The sequence below is a fragment of the Larkinella bovis genome (genome assembly GCF_042655385.1).
Taxonomy (GTDB): Bacteria; Bacteroidota; Bacteroidia; order Cytophagales; family Spirosomataceae; genus Larkinella; species Larkinella bovis.
Genome location: NZ_JBHSMA010000001.1, coordinates 490,199 through 507,818, shown reverse-complemented (window position 1 = coordinate 507,818; position 17,620 = coordinate 490,199). Strand labels below are relative to the sequence as shown.

The 17,620-nt window shown below is 55.9% G+C and carries 16 protein-coding genes; 10 read left to right on the top strand and 6 right to left on the bottom strand.

Annotation, left to right across the window (positions count from 1 at the left end; genetic code table 11):
• The first annotated feature begins 118 nt into the window (after positions 1-118).
• The gene (gene sufB / locus ACFPMF_RS02180) at positions 119-1,564 is read left to right on the top strand and encodes a Fe-S cluster assembly protein SufB (protein ID WP_379840789.1); all 1,446 of its coding nucleotides are present in this window, start codon (positions 119-121) and stop codon (positions 1,562-1,564) included.
• Between the two features lie 181 nt (positions 1,565-1,745).
• Here the strand turns inward: sufB and ACFPMF_RS02175 are convergent, their stop codons facing one another.
• Positions 1,746-2,492: a hypothetical protein gene (locus ACFPMF_RS02175; RefSeq protein WP_379840788.1), complete on the bottom strand. Its 747-nt coding sequence runs from the start codon at positions 2,490-2,492 to the stop codon at positions 1,746-1,748.
• The gene (locus tag ACFPMF_RS02170; RefSeq protein WP_379840787.1) at positions 2,489-3,592 is read right to left on the bottom strand and encodes a serine hydrolase domain-containing protein; all 1,104 of its coding nucleotides are present in this window, start codon (positions 3,590-3,592) and stop codon (positions 2,489-2,491) included. The genes ACFPMF_RS02175 and ACFPMF_RS02170 overlap by 4 nt, the downstream gene beginning before the upstream one ends.
• A gap of 244 nt (positions 3,593-3,836) precedes the next feature.
• Between ACFPMF_RS02170 and ACFPMF_RS02165 the strand changes: the two genes are divergently transcribed.
• Positions 3,837-4,148, top strand: a complete 312-nt coding sequence (locus tag ACFPMF_RS02165) for a DUF3817 domain-containing protein (protein WP_379840786.1) — start codon at positions 3,837-3,839, stop codon at positions 4,146-4,148.
• Positions 4,149-4,397: 249 nt separating this feature from the next.
• Positions 4,398-5,327: a polysaccharide deacetylase family protein gene (locus ACFPMF_RS02160; RefSeq protein ID WP_379840785.1), complete on the top strand. Its 930-nt coding sequence runs from the start codon at positions 4,398-4,400 to the stop codon at positions 5,325-5,327.
• A gap of 66 nt (positions 5,328-5,393) precedes the next feature.
• Here ACFPMF_RS02160 and ACFPMF_RS02155 read toward each other — a convergent pair whose 3' ends face one another.
• The gene (locus ACFPMF_RS02155) at positions 5,394-5,801 is read right to left on the bottom strand and encodes a GNAT family N-acetyltransferase (RefSeq protein WP_379840784.1); all 408 of its coding nucleotides are present in this window, start codon (positions 5,799-5,801) and stop codon (positions 5,394-5,396) included.
• A 58-nt stretch (positions 5,802-5,859) separates the two neighbouring features.
• Here ACFPMF_RS02155 and ACFPMF_RS02150 point away from each other — a divergent pair, with 58 nt between their 5' ends.
• From ACFPMF_RS02150 to ACFPMF_RS02120, 7 genes are all read left to right on the top strand, one after another.
• A complete protein-coding gene (locus ACFPMF_RS02150) occupies positions 5,860-7,224 on the top strand; it encodes a TrpB-like pyridoxal phosphate-dependent enzyme (RefSeq protein WP_379840783.1) in 1,365 nt (454 codons plus the stop codon).
• A 115-nt stretch (positions 7,225-7,339) separates the two neighbouring features.
• Positions 7,340-7,912: a GNAT family N-acetyltransferase gene (locus ACFPMF_RS02145; protein ID WP_379840782.1), complete on the top strand. Its 573-nt coding sequence runs from the start codon at positions 7,340-7,342 to the stop codon at positions 7,910-7,912.
• A 149-nt stretch (positions 7,913-8,061) separates the two neighbouring features.
• The gene (locus ACFPMF_RS02140; protein WP_379840781.1) at positions 8,062-10,629 is read left to right on the top strand and encodes a DUF5686 and carboxypeptidase-like regulatory domain-containing protein; all 2,568 of its coding nucleotides are present in this window, start codon (positions 8,062-8,064) and stop codon (positions 10,627-10,629) included.
• A gap of 55 nt (positions 10,630-10,684) precedes the next feature.
• A complete protein-coding gene (locus tag ACFPMF_RS02135) occupies positions 10,685-11,179 on the top strand; it encodes a YdeI/OmpD-associated family protein (RefSeq protein WP_379840780.1) in 495 nt (164 codons plus the stop codon).
• Positions 11,172-12,077, top strand: a complete 906-nt coding sequence (locus ACFPMF_RS02130) for a helix-turn-helix domain-containing protein (protein WP_379840779.1) — start codon at positions 11,172-11,174, stop codon at positions 12,075-12,077. The genes ACFPMF_RS02135 and ACFPMF_RS02130 overlap by 8 nt, the downstream gene beginning before the upstream one ends.
• A 78-nt stretch (positions 12,078-12,155) precedes the next feature.
• Positions 12,156-12,620 (top strand): hypothetical protein, encoded by a 465-nt coding sequence (locus ACFPMF_RS02125; protein ID WP_379840778.1) that lies wholly within the window; start codon positions 12,156-12,158, stop codon positions 12,618-12,620.
• 2 nt (positions 12,621-12,622) lie between these two features.
• Positions 12,623-12,928 carry a DUF3817 domain-containing protein gene (locus tag ACFPMF_RS02120; protein ID WP_379840777.1) on the top strand — a complete coding sequence of 102 codons (306 nt, stop codon included), beginning with the start codon at positions 12,623-12,625 and terminating at the stop codon, positions 12,926-12,928.
• A gap of 68 nt (positions 12,929-12,996) precedes the next feature.
• Here ACFPMF_RS02120 and ACFPMF_RS02115 read toward each other — a convergent pair whose 3' ends face one another.
• From ACFPMF_RS02115 to ACFPMF_RS02105, 3 genes are all read right to left on the bottom strand, one after another.
• A complete protein-coding gene (locus tag ACFPMF_RS02115) occupies positions 12,997-14,310 on the bottom strand; it encodes a DUF6600 domain-containing protein (protein WP_379840776.1) in 1,314 nt (437 codons plus the stop codon).
• A 69-nt stretch (positions 14,311-14,379) separates the two neighbouring features.
• Positions 14,380-16,611, bottom strand: a complete 2,232-nt coding sequence (locus ACFPMF_RS02110; RefSeq protein WP_379840775.1) for a xanthine dehydrogenase family protein molybdopterin-binding subunit — start codon at positions 16,609-16,611, stop codon at positions 14,380-14,382.
• Positions 16,608-17,618, bottom strand: coding sequence for an FAD binding domain-containing protein (locus ACFPMF_RS02105; protein WP_379840774.1), 1,011 nt, complete (start codon positions 17,616-17,618; stop codon positions 16,608-16,610). Before ACFPMF_RS02105 ends, ACFPMF_RS02110 begins: the two co-directional genes overlap by 4 nt.
• Positions 17,619-17,620: the final 2 nt, after the last annotated feature.

The following is a 17,620-nucleotide window of genomic DNA, read 5'->3' as shown; positions in this document are numbered from 1 at the left end:
CAGGCGCTTCTACCAAATCCAACGAAACTTTCCGATATTTGCCTAATCCGAACGGAACAGTCCTCCTTACCGTTTTGTTATCCTATAGACTTTTGCGTGTATTAGTTCGCAACCCATCATGAGCAAAGACGTTGAAATATTAGAAAGTATTACCAATTCCGAATACAAATACGGTTTCGAAACCTTGATTGAAGCGGACGAGGCTCCTATGGGCCTCAGCGAGGACATTGTCCGTTTCATCTCTGCGAAAAAAAATGAACCGGATTGGTTGCTGGAATGGCGGCTTAAAGCCTATCGGTACTGGATCACCCAGACCGAACCGCACTGGCCGAATCTGAAATACCCTGCCATTGACTATCAAGCTCTTAAATATTATTCCGCCCCCAAACAGAAGAAAACTGTCAACAGTCTGGACGAAATCGATCCGGAACTGCGGGCAACGTTTGAACGGCTGGGCATTTCATTAAAGGAGCAGGAACGCCTGTCGGGTGTTGCAGTCGATGCGGTTATTGACTCGGTTTCGATTGCCACCACGTTCAAGGATAAACTGAAAGACCTGGGAATTATCTTCTGTTCGATGACCGAAGCCGTTCAGGAGCATCCCGAACTGGTCCGGAAATACCTCGGCTCGGTTGTTCCGCCCCGTGACAATTATTTTGCCGCGCTGAACTCGGCGGTTTTCTCCGACGGCTCGTTCTGTTACATTCCGAAAGGGGTTCGCTGCCCCATGGAGTTGTCGACCTATTTCCGGATCAATGCCGCCGGAACCGGGCAGTTCGAACGGACGCTGATCATCGCCGACGAAGGTTCGTATGTGAGTTATCTGGAAGGCTGTACGGCCCCGATGCGCGACGAAAACCAGCTGCACGCGGCTGTGGTGGAATTGGTGGCGGCCAAAGAGGCTGAAATCAAGTACTCGACGGTGCAAAACTGGTATCCGGGCGACAAAGAAGGCCGGGGCGGTATTTACAACTTCGTCACCAAACGCGGAATTTGCGAAGGTGCTCACGCCAAAATTTCGTGGACACAGGTCGAAACCGGTTCGGCGATTACCTGGAAATATCCGTCGGTGATTCTGAAAGGCGATTACTCGATCGGCGAGTTTTATTCCGTCGCCGTTACGAACAATTTCCAGCAGGCCGATACCGGCACCAAAATGATTCACGTCGGTAAAAATACCAAAAGCCGGATTGTCTCGAAAGGGATCTCGGCGGGCCGGAGCCAGAACTCCTACCGCGGCCTGGTGCAGGTGTTCAAACGGGCCGAAAACGCCCGGAACCACTCGCAATGTGATTCCCTCCTGCTCGGCGATCGCTGCGGGGCGCATACGTTCCCGTATATTGAGGTAAACAACCAGTCGGCCACGGTAGAACACGAAGCCACGACCTCCAAAATTGGAGAAGATCAACTGTTTTACTGCAACCAGCGCGGTATTCCGACCGAACAGGCCGTTGCGCTGATCATCAACGGATACGCCAAAGAAGTTCTGAATCAACTGCCGATGGAATTTGCCGTTGAAGCTCAGAAACTACTGGAAATCAGCCTGGAAGGCAGCGTCGGCTAAGCGGTTTTGCCAACCCTACGAAAGGCAGGCTTCGGCTTGCCTTTTTTTGTTTTCGTGCAACCATAAAACCGAACCATCTTTCTCTGAATTTACAGATTTTTGGTCAGCCAAAAGGTGGCCCCAATGCCGTTTCGCTTTTGCGCCGGAAATACGAGAAGCGAAAAGCCTGGCGTCTGCTGCCCTAGAATGTCCGCTGGATTCCGATCCCGATGGTCTGCCGTAAACCGATAACCGGGCGGGGTGGCTCGAATCGGAAGTACTGAAACTGGTAGAACACATTCACCTGAAACCGATTGCCCGGTTGGTACCCATACCGAACCTGCCCATCGAATACGACATTCTGGTTCACCCAGCTGGCAGTAACCTGATCGCGACCCGCGTACAGATAGTTCGGACGGTAAAAGGTACTGATCAATGGCGCAAACAACTGCGCCTGAATTCGTTGCTTTGTACCAATCCGGTAGTCAGCCTTCACGGAGCCGCCCACGGCTATGGCCGCCGTGGCGACCACCGTACTGACATCAATATCGGGGGAATAGTTGGTCGATGTGCCAAACAGCCGCAAACCCGGACCAGCGAAATACTGAAACCGCCGTTGGGGTCTGCTGACCGCCGACAACCGCCATAAATAAGTGAAACCGACATCCATAAAACGCGTGGTGGCCTTTCGGGAAACGATCGATTGCGGGTTGGCGAGCGAGTAGGCCGCATCCAGTTGCCACTCGGTTTTGCGCCGTTCCTGCTGATAGAAGGCCTGCAAACGCAAACCGGCGCCCCGGTACGTATAATCGGAATGAAAATAATCCTTGAATTGCAGCGGGGAAAAACCGCCCCCTACACCAAGAACCCGGTTTTGAAGCTGGGCAACGGCCCGCTGCTCAATGATCAGTAGCAAACCGCCCAGCAGGATAAATCGGAATATAGTCATAGCAGAGCGGGAAGAACGTAGAAACGAATCATGCCAAAAAGCTGGGCGGTCAGTCCCGAATTCAGGTTTCCGGCCGTTGAAACCACCACGATATTTTCATTCGGCAGAACCAGCATAAACTGGCCGCCGTTGCCCGAAGCATAATAGGCGGGATAGGTTTTGTTGTTAACGCTAAAAGACCGGCGCCACCACAAATAGCCGTATTCCTGATCGCGAAGCGTCACCTGGTTGCGGGTTGACTCCTCCACCCAGCTGGCAGAAAGGATCTGCTTTCCCGCCCACTGGCCTTTGTTGAGAAACAATTGACCGATTTTAGCCATGTCCCGCGGACGGATAAACAGTCGACCACTGCTATTCACCTGTCCGGTCGGCATCCGATCCCAGCGAACCGGCCGAATGCCCAGCGGTTCCCATACATACTGCTGCGAAAACTCATCCACGGTTTTTCCGGTTGCCCGCTGCAGAATGCCGCCCAAAACCGCCACGCCCCCGGTGCAATAGTACGCCTGCGTTCCGGGATTATTTTCCATTGGCAAACCCAGTGTATAGCGAACCCAGTCTGACGACGTATACATTTGGGCTTCATTCCCCGGCGACTGCGGATCATCATCCCGGCACGCCAGACCGGAACTCATCGTCAGCAAGTCCCGGATGCGGATCGCCTTTTTGGCGGGCGTCAGGTTTGGCAAATCCGCATACTGCGGAAAATAATCGAGAACCCGATCGTCCAGACTCTTTATAGCCCCCTGGTCCACGGCAATCCCGACCAGAGCGGAGGTAATACTTTTGGTGGCCGAAAAGATGTTTTCAGGAACCGCACGGGTGTAACCGCTGAAGTACTTTTCGTAGACCAGTTTACCGTTTCGGCAAATCAGCAGACTATGAATATTCCGGTACTGCTCGGTTTGCACCTCGTCGGTCAATTGTTCAATCAATTTGGCGTCCATTTGCTGACTTTGGAGCGACGCCACCGGCCAGCCATCATCGATCGCATCCGGTTGCTGGTAAATGTAGGCCCCGGGCGGATCGGTGTTCAATTGATCACAGGCGGTTAAACCGCTCAGAAGAATCACCCGCACAATCAAATTACTGTATCGCATAGCTTCCCGATAAACACACCCAAAGGTGGGTGGATCGGGGAAGAAAAAAAACGACGCTGGGTTCGCTTAACAAAATTTAACAGCCCTCACCGCGACGGTTTTCCGAAAAGCCTCCTTCCTGGTTCTGGGTCTGTTTCCTTTCAGCGCCTGATACTCAAACAAAACCGGATGGATGGATTCAATTCATCCGTACCTTTGTGAATCGGTTGCGAATAAACCGGTTTTTATATCTCAATTTTGTCAGATGAATTTTTCGCTTAAAACATCCCTCGGTCGCTTCCGGCTGGTGGGCCTGCTGGAAGGAATTTCCTACCTGGTTCTGCTCGGTATCGCCATGCCGTTGAAATATCTTGCCAATCTGCCGATGGCCGTTAAAATGGTGGGCTGGGCGCACGGTATGTTGTTCCTTGCCTATATACTGGCCCTGATCGCGGTCACCTTCGACCGGCGGTGGTCCTTCAGCCGCGTCGTGGTGGCCTTCATTGCGTCGCTGCTGCCATTTGGTACCTTCTGGCTGGATGGCCGGCTGAAAAAGGAAGAAGAGGCTACGGCCTAGCCAACCGGCGCTGATTATAGTTGCGTTTGTGCCAGCGGAAGTGGTCTGGAAACCACTTCCGAATGGCCTCCGTCCGCTGCTCCCGAAATCCTTTTTCTTCCATCTGACCTGGTTGTCAAGGCCTAACGAACAGTCTGGTTGTGATCAGGTAATTTTGCTGATTGGTCGGCATGTACCAACGATTCCTTTTGTGTATATTGGCCGGAAGACAAACCAGTATTCACAAACATTCGTGTCGCCCGGAAGAAGATGAGTTTCCTCAAAAGTAGCGCAGTCCCCCTTGCCATCTCCGTATTAACAGCTGTAACCGTTCTAAGCTGTTCGCAAACCAACGAAACGACGCAAACCTCCGCCGTCACAACCGGAAGTGAGGCCCCTTCGGCCACCGCCAAACCGGCTTCCACGACGGCCAGTTTGCCCGAAGCCACCGTCGATCCGGCGTCTATTCCCGCCCATAAAATCGCCGATGCGGCCACCATTCTGAGCCGGAAACAGGTGCCGATTCTGTGCTACCACCAGGTTCGGGAATGGCGACCGAAAGATTCGGAAAACGCCCGCTCCTACATCATGCCGGTACAGGTGTTCAAAGACCAGATTAAAATGCTGGCCGACAGCGGCTACCACTCCATTTCGCCCGATCAGTTGTATGCTTACCTGACCACCGGCGCTCCCCTGCCCGAAAAACCGGTCATGATTACCTTCGACGACGGAGATCTGGAACAGTATGAACTGGCCGCTCCCGAGCTGGAAAAACACGGTTTTAAAGCGGCCTTCTTCATCATGACGGCTTCCATCGGTCGCCGGGGTTACCAGCACTATATGGACAAACAGCAGATCAAGGACCTGGCCGACCGCGGCCACACGATCGGCTGCCACACCTGGGATCACCACAATGTCAAGAAATACCAGGGCCAGGACTGGGTGACACAGATCGAAGAGCCGACGAAAAAACTGGAAGCCATTACCGGAAAACCGGTGCGGCATTTTGCCTATCCCTTTGGCCTCTGGAACCACGAAGCGACGGTCGAACTGAAGAAGCGCGGGTACCTTAGTGCTTACCAGCTGGCCGAAAAGAAACGCGACGAAGAAAATCCGCTGCTGAGTGTGCGCCGGATCATCGCCAGCGGTTACTGGAGTCCGAAGACCCTGCACAACAGCATCAAGAATAGTTTTAAATAGGGTTGATGGCCGGATTTAAAAGCTGACCCGCCACCTGGTCCCTCGGCCCACGGGTTAACCCGTGGGCTATTTTAATTCCATCACATATTTCGAATACGGAATAGCACATTTGTAAAAAACTGCCCCCTCCGGTTTCATCCCGAAGCGCTGGTAAAACGCAGCCGCCGACAGCCGGGCGTCGCACCAGAGCGTCTGTGCCCCCAACCGCCGGGCCTCCTCGATAACGTACCTCAGCAAGCGCGAACCGATGCCCTGCCGCTGGCAGTCGGGCCGGGTGGCAAACTTCCGGAAACGGGCGCTTCCCTCCTGCACGAAGAGTGAAATGACCGCCAGCAGGTCTGTGTCACGAAAAGCGCCGAAATGCAGCCCCGTAACATCCTCCGCCAGAATCACATAGGTGATCGGTTGGTCGGGCCATAGCACCTCATGGCGTAATTGGTAGGTTTCCTCCGGTTTTATTTGTCGAATAATCATCCAAGAACAACGGGTAAATTGCTAAGTTAGGGCCTCCTTACCAAAACCCACAAACTTCATGGCACAGAAAAAATTTGTTCTGACCGAATCCGACATCCCCGAAAAATGGTACAACATCGTGGCCGATATGCCCAACAAGCCCTTGCCACCGTTGCACCCCGGCACCAAAGAACCGATCGGCCCCGACATGCTGGCCCCCCTGTTTCCGATGGAGTTAATCAAACAGGAAGTTACTACCGACAAATGGGTGGACATTCCGGACGAAGTGCGCGAGATATACAAAATCTGGCGGCCCACCCCGCTGTTTCGGGCCTATGGACTGGAAAAATTGCTGGACACGCCGGCTAAAATCTATTACAAATACGAAGGGGTCAGTCCGGCGGGCTCCCACAAACCCAACACGGCAGTCCCGCAGGCTTATTACAACAAACAGGCTGGCGTCAAACGGATTACGACCGAAACCGGGGCCGGGCAATGGGGCAGCGCCCTGAGTTTTGCCTGCCAGTTGTTCGGGATCGAGTGCGAGGTATACATGGTCCGGGCGAGTTACGACGGAAAACCGTACCGCAAACTGATGATGAATACCTGGGGCGCCAGCGTCTACCCCTCGCCCTCAAACCGCACCGAAGCCGGGAAGAAAATTCTGGCGGGTGATCCCAACTCGCCGGGGAGCCTGGGCATCGCCATCTCGGAAGCCGTCGAGCTGGCCTTTCAGGACGAAAATACCAAATACGCCCTGGGTTCGGTGTTGAACCACGTGCTGATGCACCAGACCGTCATTGGCCTGGAAGCCATCAAGCAACTCGAACAGGCGGGTGATTTTCCGGACATCATCGTGGCTCCCTTTGGCGGTGGGTCCAATTTCGCCGGGATTACGTTTCCGTTCCTTCGGTACAATCTCGAAGAAGGTAAAAAAATCCGCTGCATTGCCGCCGAACCGGCTTCCTGTCCCAAACTGACGCGCGGGGTTTTTCGCTACGACCTGGGCGATACGGTCGGTATGACGCCCCTGATTCCAATGTATACCCTCGGGCATAATTTCATTCCGGCCCCGATCCACGCGGGCGGACTGCGCTACCACGGCGCGGGGGCCATCGTCAGCCAGTTACTGAAAGACAGCCTGATTGAAGCCCAGGCACTGAAGCAACTGGAGTGTTTCGATGCCGGAATCAAGTTTGCCCGCACGGAAGGCATCATTCCGGCCCCGGAAGCCACCCACGCCATTGCCACCGCCATTCGGGAAGCCGAACGCGCCAAAGAGGAAGGAACGGCCAAAACCATTCTGTTCAATCTTTGCGGCCACGGCCATTTCGACATGAGTGCGTACGAACAGTATTTGTCCGGCAAACTGGTCGAACACGAAGTAACCCAGGAAGAAATCATGCAATCGCTGGCCGAACTGGATACGCCCGAGATTGCGTAATCGGTTTTGGGTATACGGTTTTCAGTTTACGGTGGCTCCGTCCACTCATTACGGTAATTACCGTAAATTGAAAACCGTATCCCAAAACCATCCACTGTAACTGTAAACTCGCTTCATGCTGACGATAAACTTTACCCCTTTCCCGGTTTTGGAAACAGAGCGGTTGGTGTTGCGCCAACTGGAACCGGCGGATCAGCAAGACCTGTTTGTGCTGCGGTCCAGTCCGGCCCTGATGCAGTTTATTCCCCGACCGCTCGCGAAGTCGGCAACCGACGCGGCTTCGCTGATCGAAGATTTCCGGATGTCCGCCATCGCCAACGAACGGATTACGTGGGGCATTACCGAGAAAACCGCATCCACGGTCATTGGCACCATCGGTTATGTCAGAATCCTGAAAGAACACGCCCGGGCCGAACTCGGCTACCTGCTCCACGCGGATCATCAGGGAAAAGGCCTCATGCTGGAAGCGGTTCGGGCAGTAATCGACTACGGTTTTCGGGTGATGAACCTGCATGCCATCGAAGCGATTATCGATCCGGAGAATACGGCTTCGGGCCGGGTGCTGGAGCGGAGCGGTTTTCGGAAAGAAGGCCACTTGCGGGACAACATCTGGTTCAACGGCCAGTTTCGGGACTCGGTGATTTACGCGCGACTGGTGACGGATACGAGTTTGGCCGGCCCGCCCTGAAACCCGGTTTTTGAATGCTATTTCAGGTGCTTAAAACGGCAGTTTATCCCGTACATTCTACCGTTCAATCCGGCACTTGAGGTGGTTCGTGGGGGTAAAGGCTTCTTTTGTGGTCTTAGCAGCAAGCTAAAACAGGAACAACACCACAAATGAACGTACGATTGAACCACCGGACTGGCCAACGCCGATTCTTCAGACCGCTCCACCTCCTCCTTTTAGGACTTTTCCTGACCCACGGCCCCACCCTGGCACAGTCCGCAGCCGGACCGCTGACAATTTCCGGACGCGTTGCGGAAAGCGCCACCGGAACCGCCATTCCGTTTGCCTCGGTGGCCGTCAAAGGAAAACCGCTTGGCACTCAAGCCGATGACAACGGCCTATTCCGGTTTACGATCCCCCACCGGCCCGACTCCCTGCTGGTTTCGGCGATGGGTTACCAAACCACAGCCCTTGCGATTGATCCGGTTAAATCCGAACAAGTCCTTGACGTATTCCTGAAACCGACGGCAACAACCTTACAGGAAGTGGTCATCCGCCCGGGCGAAAATCCGGCCTACCGCATCCTGCGGCAAGTGGCCGCCCACCGATCAAGGAATGATTTCCGGCAGCTCAACGGCTACGAATACGAAGCATACAGCCAACTGGCGATCACGATCACTGAACTCTCTGAACGGTTCCGGCAGCGAAAACCGGTGCAGGCCGTCCTGCGATCGCTGGAGAAAAAACTGGGCGGAAAACCGCTCTCCTGCGTGCCCGTCTTTTTCTCCGAAACCGTCTCGACGGTCTATGCCCGCCGGCAACCCGAGCACCAGAAAGAGGTGATTCGAAAAACCAACGTCAGCAGTGCCGGACTGACCGACGACAGTTTTATCGCTCAATTTACCGGAGCCGGTTTTAATACCCTCAACTTTTACCGGCCCACGGTCAGCCTGTTCAAGAAGGAATTTATATCTCCCCTGGCCGACGGCGCCCGGGCGGCCTACTCGTACTTTCTGGCCGACACTGCGCAAATTGGCCTTCATCCATGCTACGTCATTGATTTTGACCCCAAAAACGAGTACGATCTGGTTTTTAAGGGAAAACTATGGATCGATACGCTCACGTACGCGCTGGTTCAGCTTGATGCGGCCGTGGGACCGACCGCCAATCTCAATTTCATTCAACGGGTTGCCATCGAACAGACCTACGAAACCGCCAGCGACTCCAGCCAGGCCTGGCTGCCGGAGGTTACCCGCCTACACGTCCAGGTTGGTGAAGTGGTTAAAAACACGTTTGGCGCCACGGTTGATTACCTTACCACTGTTCGCCAGCCCGTTGTTGGTCAACCCCGGCCAGTCGCTTTTTTTGACAGCGCCCTCCAGATGGCCGAAAACCGGACGGAAGCCACTCCCGAATTCTGGCAGACGCAACGCCAACAGGTTCCGCAAACCGTGGCTACCGCGCAGACCCACGCGCTGCTGGACACGGTGCGCAACCTGCCGCTGTTTAAATTCATCCAGAAATCGGGGCAATTTGTCCTCAATGGCGGTTATCTGCCGCTTACCAAAGGACTGGAGGTCGGATCCCTGTTTTCGCTCTGGGCGTTCAACCCGGTTGAAGGGCACCGCCTGCGCCTGGGGATACAAACCAACAATTCCTTCAGCCGATCCTGGCAACTGGCGGCCTATGGTGCCTACGGCACACGCGATGAGGTCTGGAAAATGGGCGGTGAAATTCACTACATCCCGACCCGCCAGCCCCTGACCCTCATCACGCTTAAAAGCAGTTACGATCTCGAACAACTCGGATTTCGGCCTGAAGAGATCGGCAACAGTCCGTTTCTGCGCACCACCAGCCGCTTCGGGCGGTTCCGGCACGGTTTTTACCAAAACGAAACAGCCTTAACGGTTCAGCGTGAGGTAGGAAGTGACTTTATTCAGACGGTTGGCATCCGGTATCGGCACCTGGACCCGGTCTTTCCGCTGGGTTTCCGGTCGCCCGCATCGGATACGCAGCAAACCAGCACGAACGCCAGTTTCTGGGGAACGGAAGCGTTTCTGGAAATGCGCTACGTGCCGGGCCGGATTCCGACCCGCCGGGTCACCAAAGGGCGAATCCAGCGCCGGGCGACCGAAACCGCCCCGCTCATCAGCCTCCGCTACACGTACGGTACCGTCGCCTTCGACGGCGGTTCGTTTGGTGGGTATCACAAGCTGCAATTCCAGGTGGACCATACGCTGCGGTGGGGCCTGTTTGGCCGGACCCTCTACACGGTTCAGGCCGGTTATACCCCGTCAACACTCCCCTACCCACTCCTGCAGGTTCATACCGGGAACCAAACGCCGTTTTATAACCGGAATGCGTTTAATACGATGAACTACGCCGAGTTTGTCAGCGACCGGTATGCGTCCGTTTCGCTGGAACACAAGTTTGAGGGGCTGCTCACCAATCGGCTACCGCTGGTTCGTCGCTGGGGCTGGCGCAGTTTTGTAACCAGCAAAGTGTTGTGGGGACATTTAAGCGACGGAAACCGCCACCTGATGGCGACGCACGACGCCAACGGCCAACCACTGGCCCCCATTTTCTCGCTCCGGCGCGACCCGTACGCGGAAGCGGGGTATGGTTTTGAGAACATTTTCAAACTGGTTCGGGTGGAAGCCATCCACCGGCTGACCTATCGGCATCACCCGAACGTGACGCCGTTTGCCGTGAAAGTATCGTTTCAGGTGGGTTTGTAAACCCGTAAAAAACCGGTATTTTGCCTTCGGCGACAAAACCGCCGAAGGCTTTTCCATGAATTCCGATTCCAACAACCTGGTCCGCTTTGAAGCCGTACTGGAACGCTTTGAACAGCGCGACCGGACGCATTACATCGACGTGCCCGATGCGGTGGCCCGGCAGTTTACCCAGACCAAACCGGTTCGGATCATGTGCCTGCTAAATGACAGCGTAGAATTTCACTGTGCGCTCCGTCCGAAGGGTGACGGTTCGTTTTTCATCAGCATCGGCACGCCGATCCGGCAGCAGGGCAAATTGAAAATTGGCGACCCCATTCGGGTAGCCATCCGGAAAGATGAAAGCGAATACGGCCGTAACATGCCTGAAGAATTGAAGGAACTGTTCGCCATCGATGAAGTCGGAAACCGGCTGTTCCACGCCCTGACGCCCAATCAGCAGCGGGGTATCATTTATTACGTAGACAGCGCCAAAAGTCCGCAGGTCCGGGTCGACCGCGCCATTCTGATGATCGACCGGCTGAAAACCAACCCCAGCGGCCGCCATGAGTGACATCAAGCTGTATGACACCCGGGCGTTTACCGGCAAATTCATGCCCTCGGAAGAAATGAAGCGGCACTTTCAGGGAACCCGTGATACGTTTTTCATCATGCCCGTGGAGGACATGTACCGGTTTGTGAAACGGGCGGTTCCCGCTTCGCGCTCCACCATTACCTCCTGCCTGTACCTTACCGGAGGGGAAGCCCGCATGAAAATTGGCAGCACGTCGTATACCGTTCGCGTCGATGAAATGCTGTTTGTGCCCGCCGGGCAAGTCTTTTCGTTTCGGGAAGATGATATCAACCAGGGGTATATCTGCGGGTTTCATGCCGATTTTCTGATCGGAAAATTCTTCCGGAACAACGTACTCCACGAATTTGACTTCCTGCGGGTCTGGGGCAATCCGACGATCCAACCCAACCCGGAAGCAGCCGGTTTTATCCGGGCCTTACTCGACCGCATGCTGGTTGATTACTCGCAGCACGGTTTACAGCATTCCGATCTTCTCCAGTCGTATCTGATCGCGCTCCTGACTGAGGTCAACCAGGTTTACAAACCCCTTTCGGAAACAGCGCCGGTTTCCATCGTTACCCTCGCCAACCGGTTTCGGGAGCTCCTGTTTTCCCATGTTCGTACCCACCAGCGGGTCACCGATTATGCCTCTCTCCTGAACATCTCCCCCAATCACCTGAACAAAACCGTTCGCCGGGCAACGGGCAAATCGCCCACGCAGTGGATCGACGAAGCCATCCTGCTGGAAGCCAAGGTACTGCTTTGCCAAACCGCTATGCCGGTGGCCGAAGTTTCATCGGCCGTGGGCCTCGACGACCCCTCCTATTTTACCCGGCTTTTCAAGAAATACGAAGGGCAAACGCCGACAGCTTACCGCCAAATGATTGAAAAGTCCTGAAAACCGCCTTATCCATCCTACCCCCTTTCCGCTCGCCCTGGCGACCTTTGTGCCAGTACGAAAAGGTTTCAAATCCGCATGTATTCGACGCTGTTAGTTTCGCATTCCGCCTTCCGATGGCTCGTTCTTGGAAGTCTTTTATTCGCCCTTTATCGCGGATTGAACGGCTGGCTGGGCCAAAAACCGTTTGCCCGATTGGACAATACCATCCGGCACAGCACCGCTACGATAACCCACATTCAGTTGATGATTGGCTACACCCTGTATTTCTACAGCCCCCTTGTCAGCTATTTCCGCGCCCATTTCAGCGAGGTTGGCAACCAGCCCGAATTCCGGTTTTTCGGCTGGATTCACATCGTACTGATGACGCTGTCGGTGCTGCTCATCACCATCGGTTCGGCTGCTGCCAAACGCCAGGAAACCGATTCGGCGAAGTTTAAAACCATGACCATCTGGTATGCCATCGGTCTGCTGATCATTCTGGCCGCCATTCCCTGGCCCTTTTCGCCCCTGGCCAGCCGCCCCTATTTTCGTTCGTTTTAACCATGCAAAAGTTCATTCTAACCAAAGTCGGTCGATTGCGGCTCATCGGTTTTCTGGAAGGCATCTCGCTGCTCGTTCTCATCGGCATTGCCGTTCCGTTGAAATACCTAGGCGGCAATCCGTCGCTCGTCAAAACGATGGGGCCGGTTCATGGCCTGTTGTTTCTGCTGTTTGTGTTCCATACGCTGAGTGTAGGCATTGAACAACGCTGGCAATTCCTGAAAACCACCTGGAAAGTCATCGTGGCCTGTCTGATTCCGTTCGGCACGTTTTACATTGATTACACGCTTCTGTCCCGGATGAAGTAACCAAAAAACCGGTGGGTCCGGGCAGAAAATTGCTGCCCGGACCCACCGGTTTCAAGCTTGTCTGTTGGTTACTGAGGCCCCCGACGACCACCGCCAAACCCCCGATTGGATGAGTTTTGCCGTTCCTGGTATTGACGGGGTGCCTGCTCCGCCGATCGTTGCTGAACCGGTTCCCGGCTCCGCTCCACCCGCTGCGGACTCCCTTCAAAGCCCCGGTTGCCGAACCGGCTTTCCCGCTGGCCGGACTGACCCGGTTGGGGAAACGAGCGGTTTTCCGACCGGCGCTCGAAATTCGGGCGGTTTACGTCGGGATCGAAGCTGCGGCTGCCCCGGTTTTCGGACGGGTTTTCCAGCCGGTTGGGCCGGTTGCGGTTCCAGTCACTGCGATCCAGCCGTTCTGCATTGCCGGTTGCATTGTTGTCGAAATTGGGCCGACCTCCAACATCCGGCCGATTGACGGGGTTATCGTTGGGTCGGTTGTTAAAATCCGGGCGGTTTCCGTTCTCGGAATTCGAACGATTGTTCCCGTCGCGCGGATTTTCGCTCCGATTCCCCGGATTGTAGGTCCGGTTTTCGCGGGCATTATTCCGGGCGTTCTCGGCCAGTTCACCCCGACGCTCTCCATTGTAGGTTCCGCGGTTGCCGGAGCGATCCGAGGAATAGGTTGAACCGTTCGTACCCCGCGCGCCGACCGTTCCGCGACGAACCACTTCATTGGCCCGGTAAACGGGAACACTTCGGCGGGTATAGCGCTCGATTTCCTCCCGGCGCGGACCGTAGCCGTACGAGCGGTTATTGTACCGATACACGTTATTGATAATCGTCGTGTTATGGTACACATTCACGACCCGGGTGCGGGGTAGGCAGTAATTGTAAACACTCGGACTGGTGAAGTACATCTGCGGAACAAAACACCAGTAATTGAACGGCAGATTGATGTTGATATTTACGTTGATGCCCATACCCGGCCCCAGCGGTGCCCATCCGTAGTAACCCCCACCCGACCGCCAGCTGACCCAGGCCGGTCCCCACTCCCTGTCGGGAACCCAGATCCAGCGGCCATAATAATCGTCAAATAGCCAGCGGCCGTAGTGAAACGGTGCCCAGCCCCAGTCATAGTCCGAAACCCAGGTGTTGCCGTATTCGGTGATGGCCCAGTGGCCGTTGGTCGCATACGGCTGAAAGTCGGCTTCCACCCGTGGCATCCAGACCCGGCCATAGTCCGCGTTCTGCACCCAGTCTCCGTACGGTTCCAGTTCGTCGTAAAAAGACTCAACGGGCATATCGACGCCGGGTTGCGCCATCGTTTTTTGCGGTCCCAGCAAGGCGATCCATACGCCCAAAAGAAACCCCAAAGCCGGTAAGATTCGTCGTGTTTTCATGACCAGTCGGGCATTAGAAGTAGTAATACTTCGCTTAGATTCAAGAACCGGCGTATGGTTTAATCTCGTTTACAATAATTTATCCAGGGTTATGGGAAAATCCCGGACGCGCCGGCCGGTCGCGTGAAAAACCGCATTGGCAACGGCCGCCGGCATGCCCACAATTCCGATTTCCCCCAGCCCTTTGACGCCCAGCGGATTCACAATCGTATCGTTTTCTTCGACAAAAATCACGTCCAGGTCCGGGATATCGGCGTTTACCGCCACGTGGTATTCCGCCAGATTAGGGTTCATAAACCGCCCGAACTGGTGATCCAGCACGCTTTCTTCTTCCAGCGCCTTGCTGATGCCCCAGACCATGCCACCGACAATCTGGCTCCGGGCGGTTTTGGGATTCAGAATCCGGCCCCCCGCCACCGCCGTCACCGCCCGCGTGACGCGAACCGTACCGAAATCTTCGTCTATCTCCACCTCCACAAAGGTCGCCGAATGAACCGCCCGGGCGTAGTTACGCTGCTCCAGCGTATCCGGCAGGGAGGTGGACGTTTCGCTCACCGCCCGACCGCCGTTCAGCCCGACGATGTCCCGCAGCGAAACCGCCGTGTCCGGATTGGATTTCAGCCGGATATGCGCATCGGCGAACACCACGTCTTCGAAGTTGGCCCGCGCCAGGGGCGAGTTTTCCATTTTCTGTGCCAGTTTGAAAAGCCTTTTGCCGAGCGCTTCGCAAGCCACCTTCACCGCCGACCCCACCGTTGCCGCCGTCCAGGAACCGCCTTCGATCGGAGCCAGCGGCATATCGGAATCACCCAGCCGGAAGATTACGTCTTCGATGGGCATTCCGAGTGTATCGGCAGCAATCTGGGTCATGATGGTATACGTTCCGGTTCCAATATCGGCCGTCGCGCTGGTTACGCGGAGTTTTCCGTTCACGGTCAGCACGGCTTCGGCCCGGGCGGGGCCCTGGGTGGCCTCCCAAATGCCGGTGGCCATGCCCCAGCCGATCAGCGTATGTCCGTTCCGCATCGAACGCGGTTCCGGATTCCGGTTGGCCCAGCCAAACCGCCCGGCCCCCTGCCGGAAACATTCGTGAAGTTCCTTGCTCGAATACGGCAGATCCTGGTTCATATCCCGGTCTGTATAATTTTTCCGGCGCAGCTCAACGGGGTCCATGCCTAGTTTATGGGCCAGTTCATCCACCTCGATTTCAAGCGCCGGTACGCCGGTTGCCCCTCCGGGCGCCCGCATATCCAGCGGAGTAAACGTATCGAGGGGCACCAGCTGATAGGTAAACTTCACATTCGGAGCCGGATACAGCATGCCTGCCCAGTTGACCACGATTTCAAAATAATCCTCAAACCGGGAGGTTTGCCCAATGGCATCGTGCCGAATGGCGTCAATGGTGCCGTCGGCGGTGGCTCCCAGCGCCACCTGCTGCACCGTCGCCGGCCGGTGACCGAACGTAAACATTTGCTGGCGGGTCAGCGAAACCCGGACCGAACGTTTCAGTTCGCGGGCCGCCAAAACCGCCAGAAACAACTGATACTGCGGACGAAGCCCCGAGCCAAACGCGCCCCCGACATAGGGCGAAATCACCCGGACATCCTTGAAGGGCAGCCTGAACACCTGAGCAACGTACAACTGGCTGTTGGGAGCCCCCTGCGTTTTATCGTAGATGGTCAGCTTGCCGTTTTTTTCGTAGACAACCGTACTCGCAAACAGCTCGATCGGATTGTGGTGCTCGACGGAATGATGATGCTCGCCCACGGTCCGGAATGGAGCGGCCTGAAACGCCCGTTCAAAATCTCCGCGCGGTTTGGGTGGGGGCGACTTCAGCAAACTGGCCACGCCCGATTTCGGCCCCCGCGCCCGGTGCAGGTTGTCTTCCAAAGCCGTATCGTGCTCTTCCTCCTCGTAATCGACCCGAATGAGGGAAGACGCATACCGGGCCAGTTCGAGCGTTTCCGCCACCACCAGGGCAATGGGTTGGCCGCTGAAGGTGATCGTCGCATCCCGCAACGGCCGGAACGGCGAGCCCGGGGGCGCATCCTGGTCCTTGTACTGGATATCAAAGCAGGCCAGATTCGGGCGGTTTTCGTGCGTAAAGACCTGAACGACACCCGGCAGTTGCAGGGCTTCTCCGGTATGGATACGGGTAATTTTCCCTTTGGCAATGCCACTCGAAATCACCCAGCCGTACAACAAATCGGGGGCAAAATAGTCAGCCGCATACTTCGCCTTGCCCGTCACTTTCGCCACGCCATCGACGCGATTGATGGATTTTCCGATATAGGGTGTCATCCTTGCGGTTCAAGTTTAGCAGCCCGTTGCAGGGCCCGTACAATGGCGCGGTGCGCCAGTTCTATTTTGAAGGAATTGTGCCCATAGCCGACGGCACCCGCCAGCAACGTTTCGGCCACCGCCTGAAAATCGGCATCCGGAACAACTTGCCCGACCAGTAGGGCTTCGGCTTCGGACCTGCGCCAGGGTTTGTGCGCCACGCCACCGAGGGCAATCCGGGCGTCAGTGATCCGGTTGCCGTCCATTTCCAGGCCCACCGCCACCGACACCAGCGCAAAGGCGTAGGACTGCCGGTCGCGGAGTTTGAGGTACGTATGGTATTCGGAAAATCCTTTGGCGGGCAGATCAATGGCCGTCACCAGTTCGCCGGGCTGAAGGGTAGTGTCCCGCCAGGGCTCGTCGCCGGGCAGTCGGTGGAAGTCCGCAATCGGAATTGTGCGTTCGCCCAGCGGCCCCGTCACCCGAATAACCGCATCGAGAGCCGCCAGCGCCACACACAGGTCCGACGGGTGGGTGGCAATACAGCGCAATTCGGCGGGTTGCCCACTGGTTCCCAGAATGGCGTGAATGCGGTTAAAACCGTTGAGCGCCCCGCAGCCCGAACCGGGTTCGCGCTTGTTGCAGGGCGTTTGGGTATCGTAAAAGTAGTAGCAGCGGGTTCGCTGGAGGAGATTGCCGCCATTGGTTGCCATGTTGCGTAACTGCGCCGATGCGCCCGCCAGAATAGCCTGCGACAGCAGCGGATACCGGTTTTCCACCTTCTCGTTATACGCCGTATCGGCGTTGGTTACCAAAGCACCCAGCCGCAGCCCGCCGTCTCCGGTCTCTTCAATAGTCTTCAGCGCCAGATGATTGATATCCACCAGGCGGTTGGGCCGCTCGACGTTTTCTTTCATCAAATCGAGCAGGTTGGTGCCGCCCGCAATGAATTTGGCGCCTTCGTGCGTCGCCAGTTCGCCCACAGCGGTACCGATATCGCCGGGTCGGAAATACGAAAAATGGTTCATAA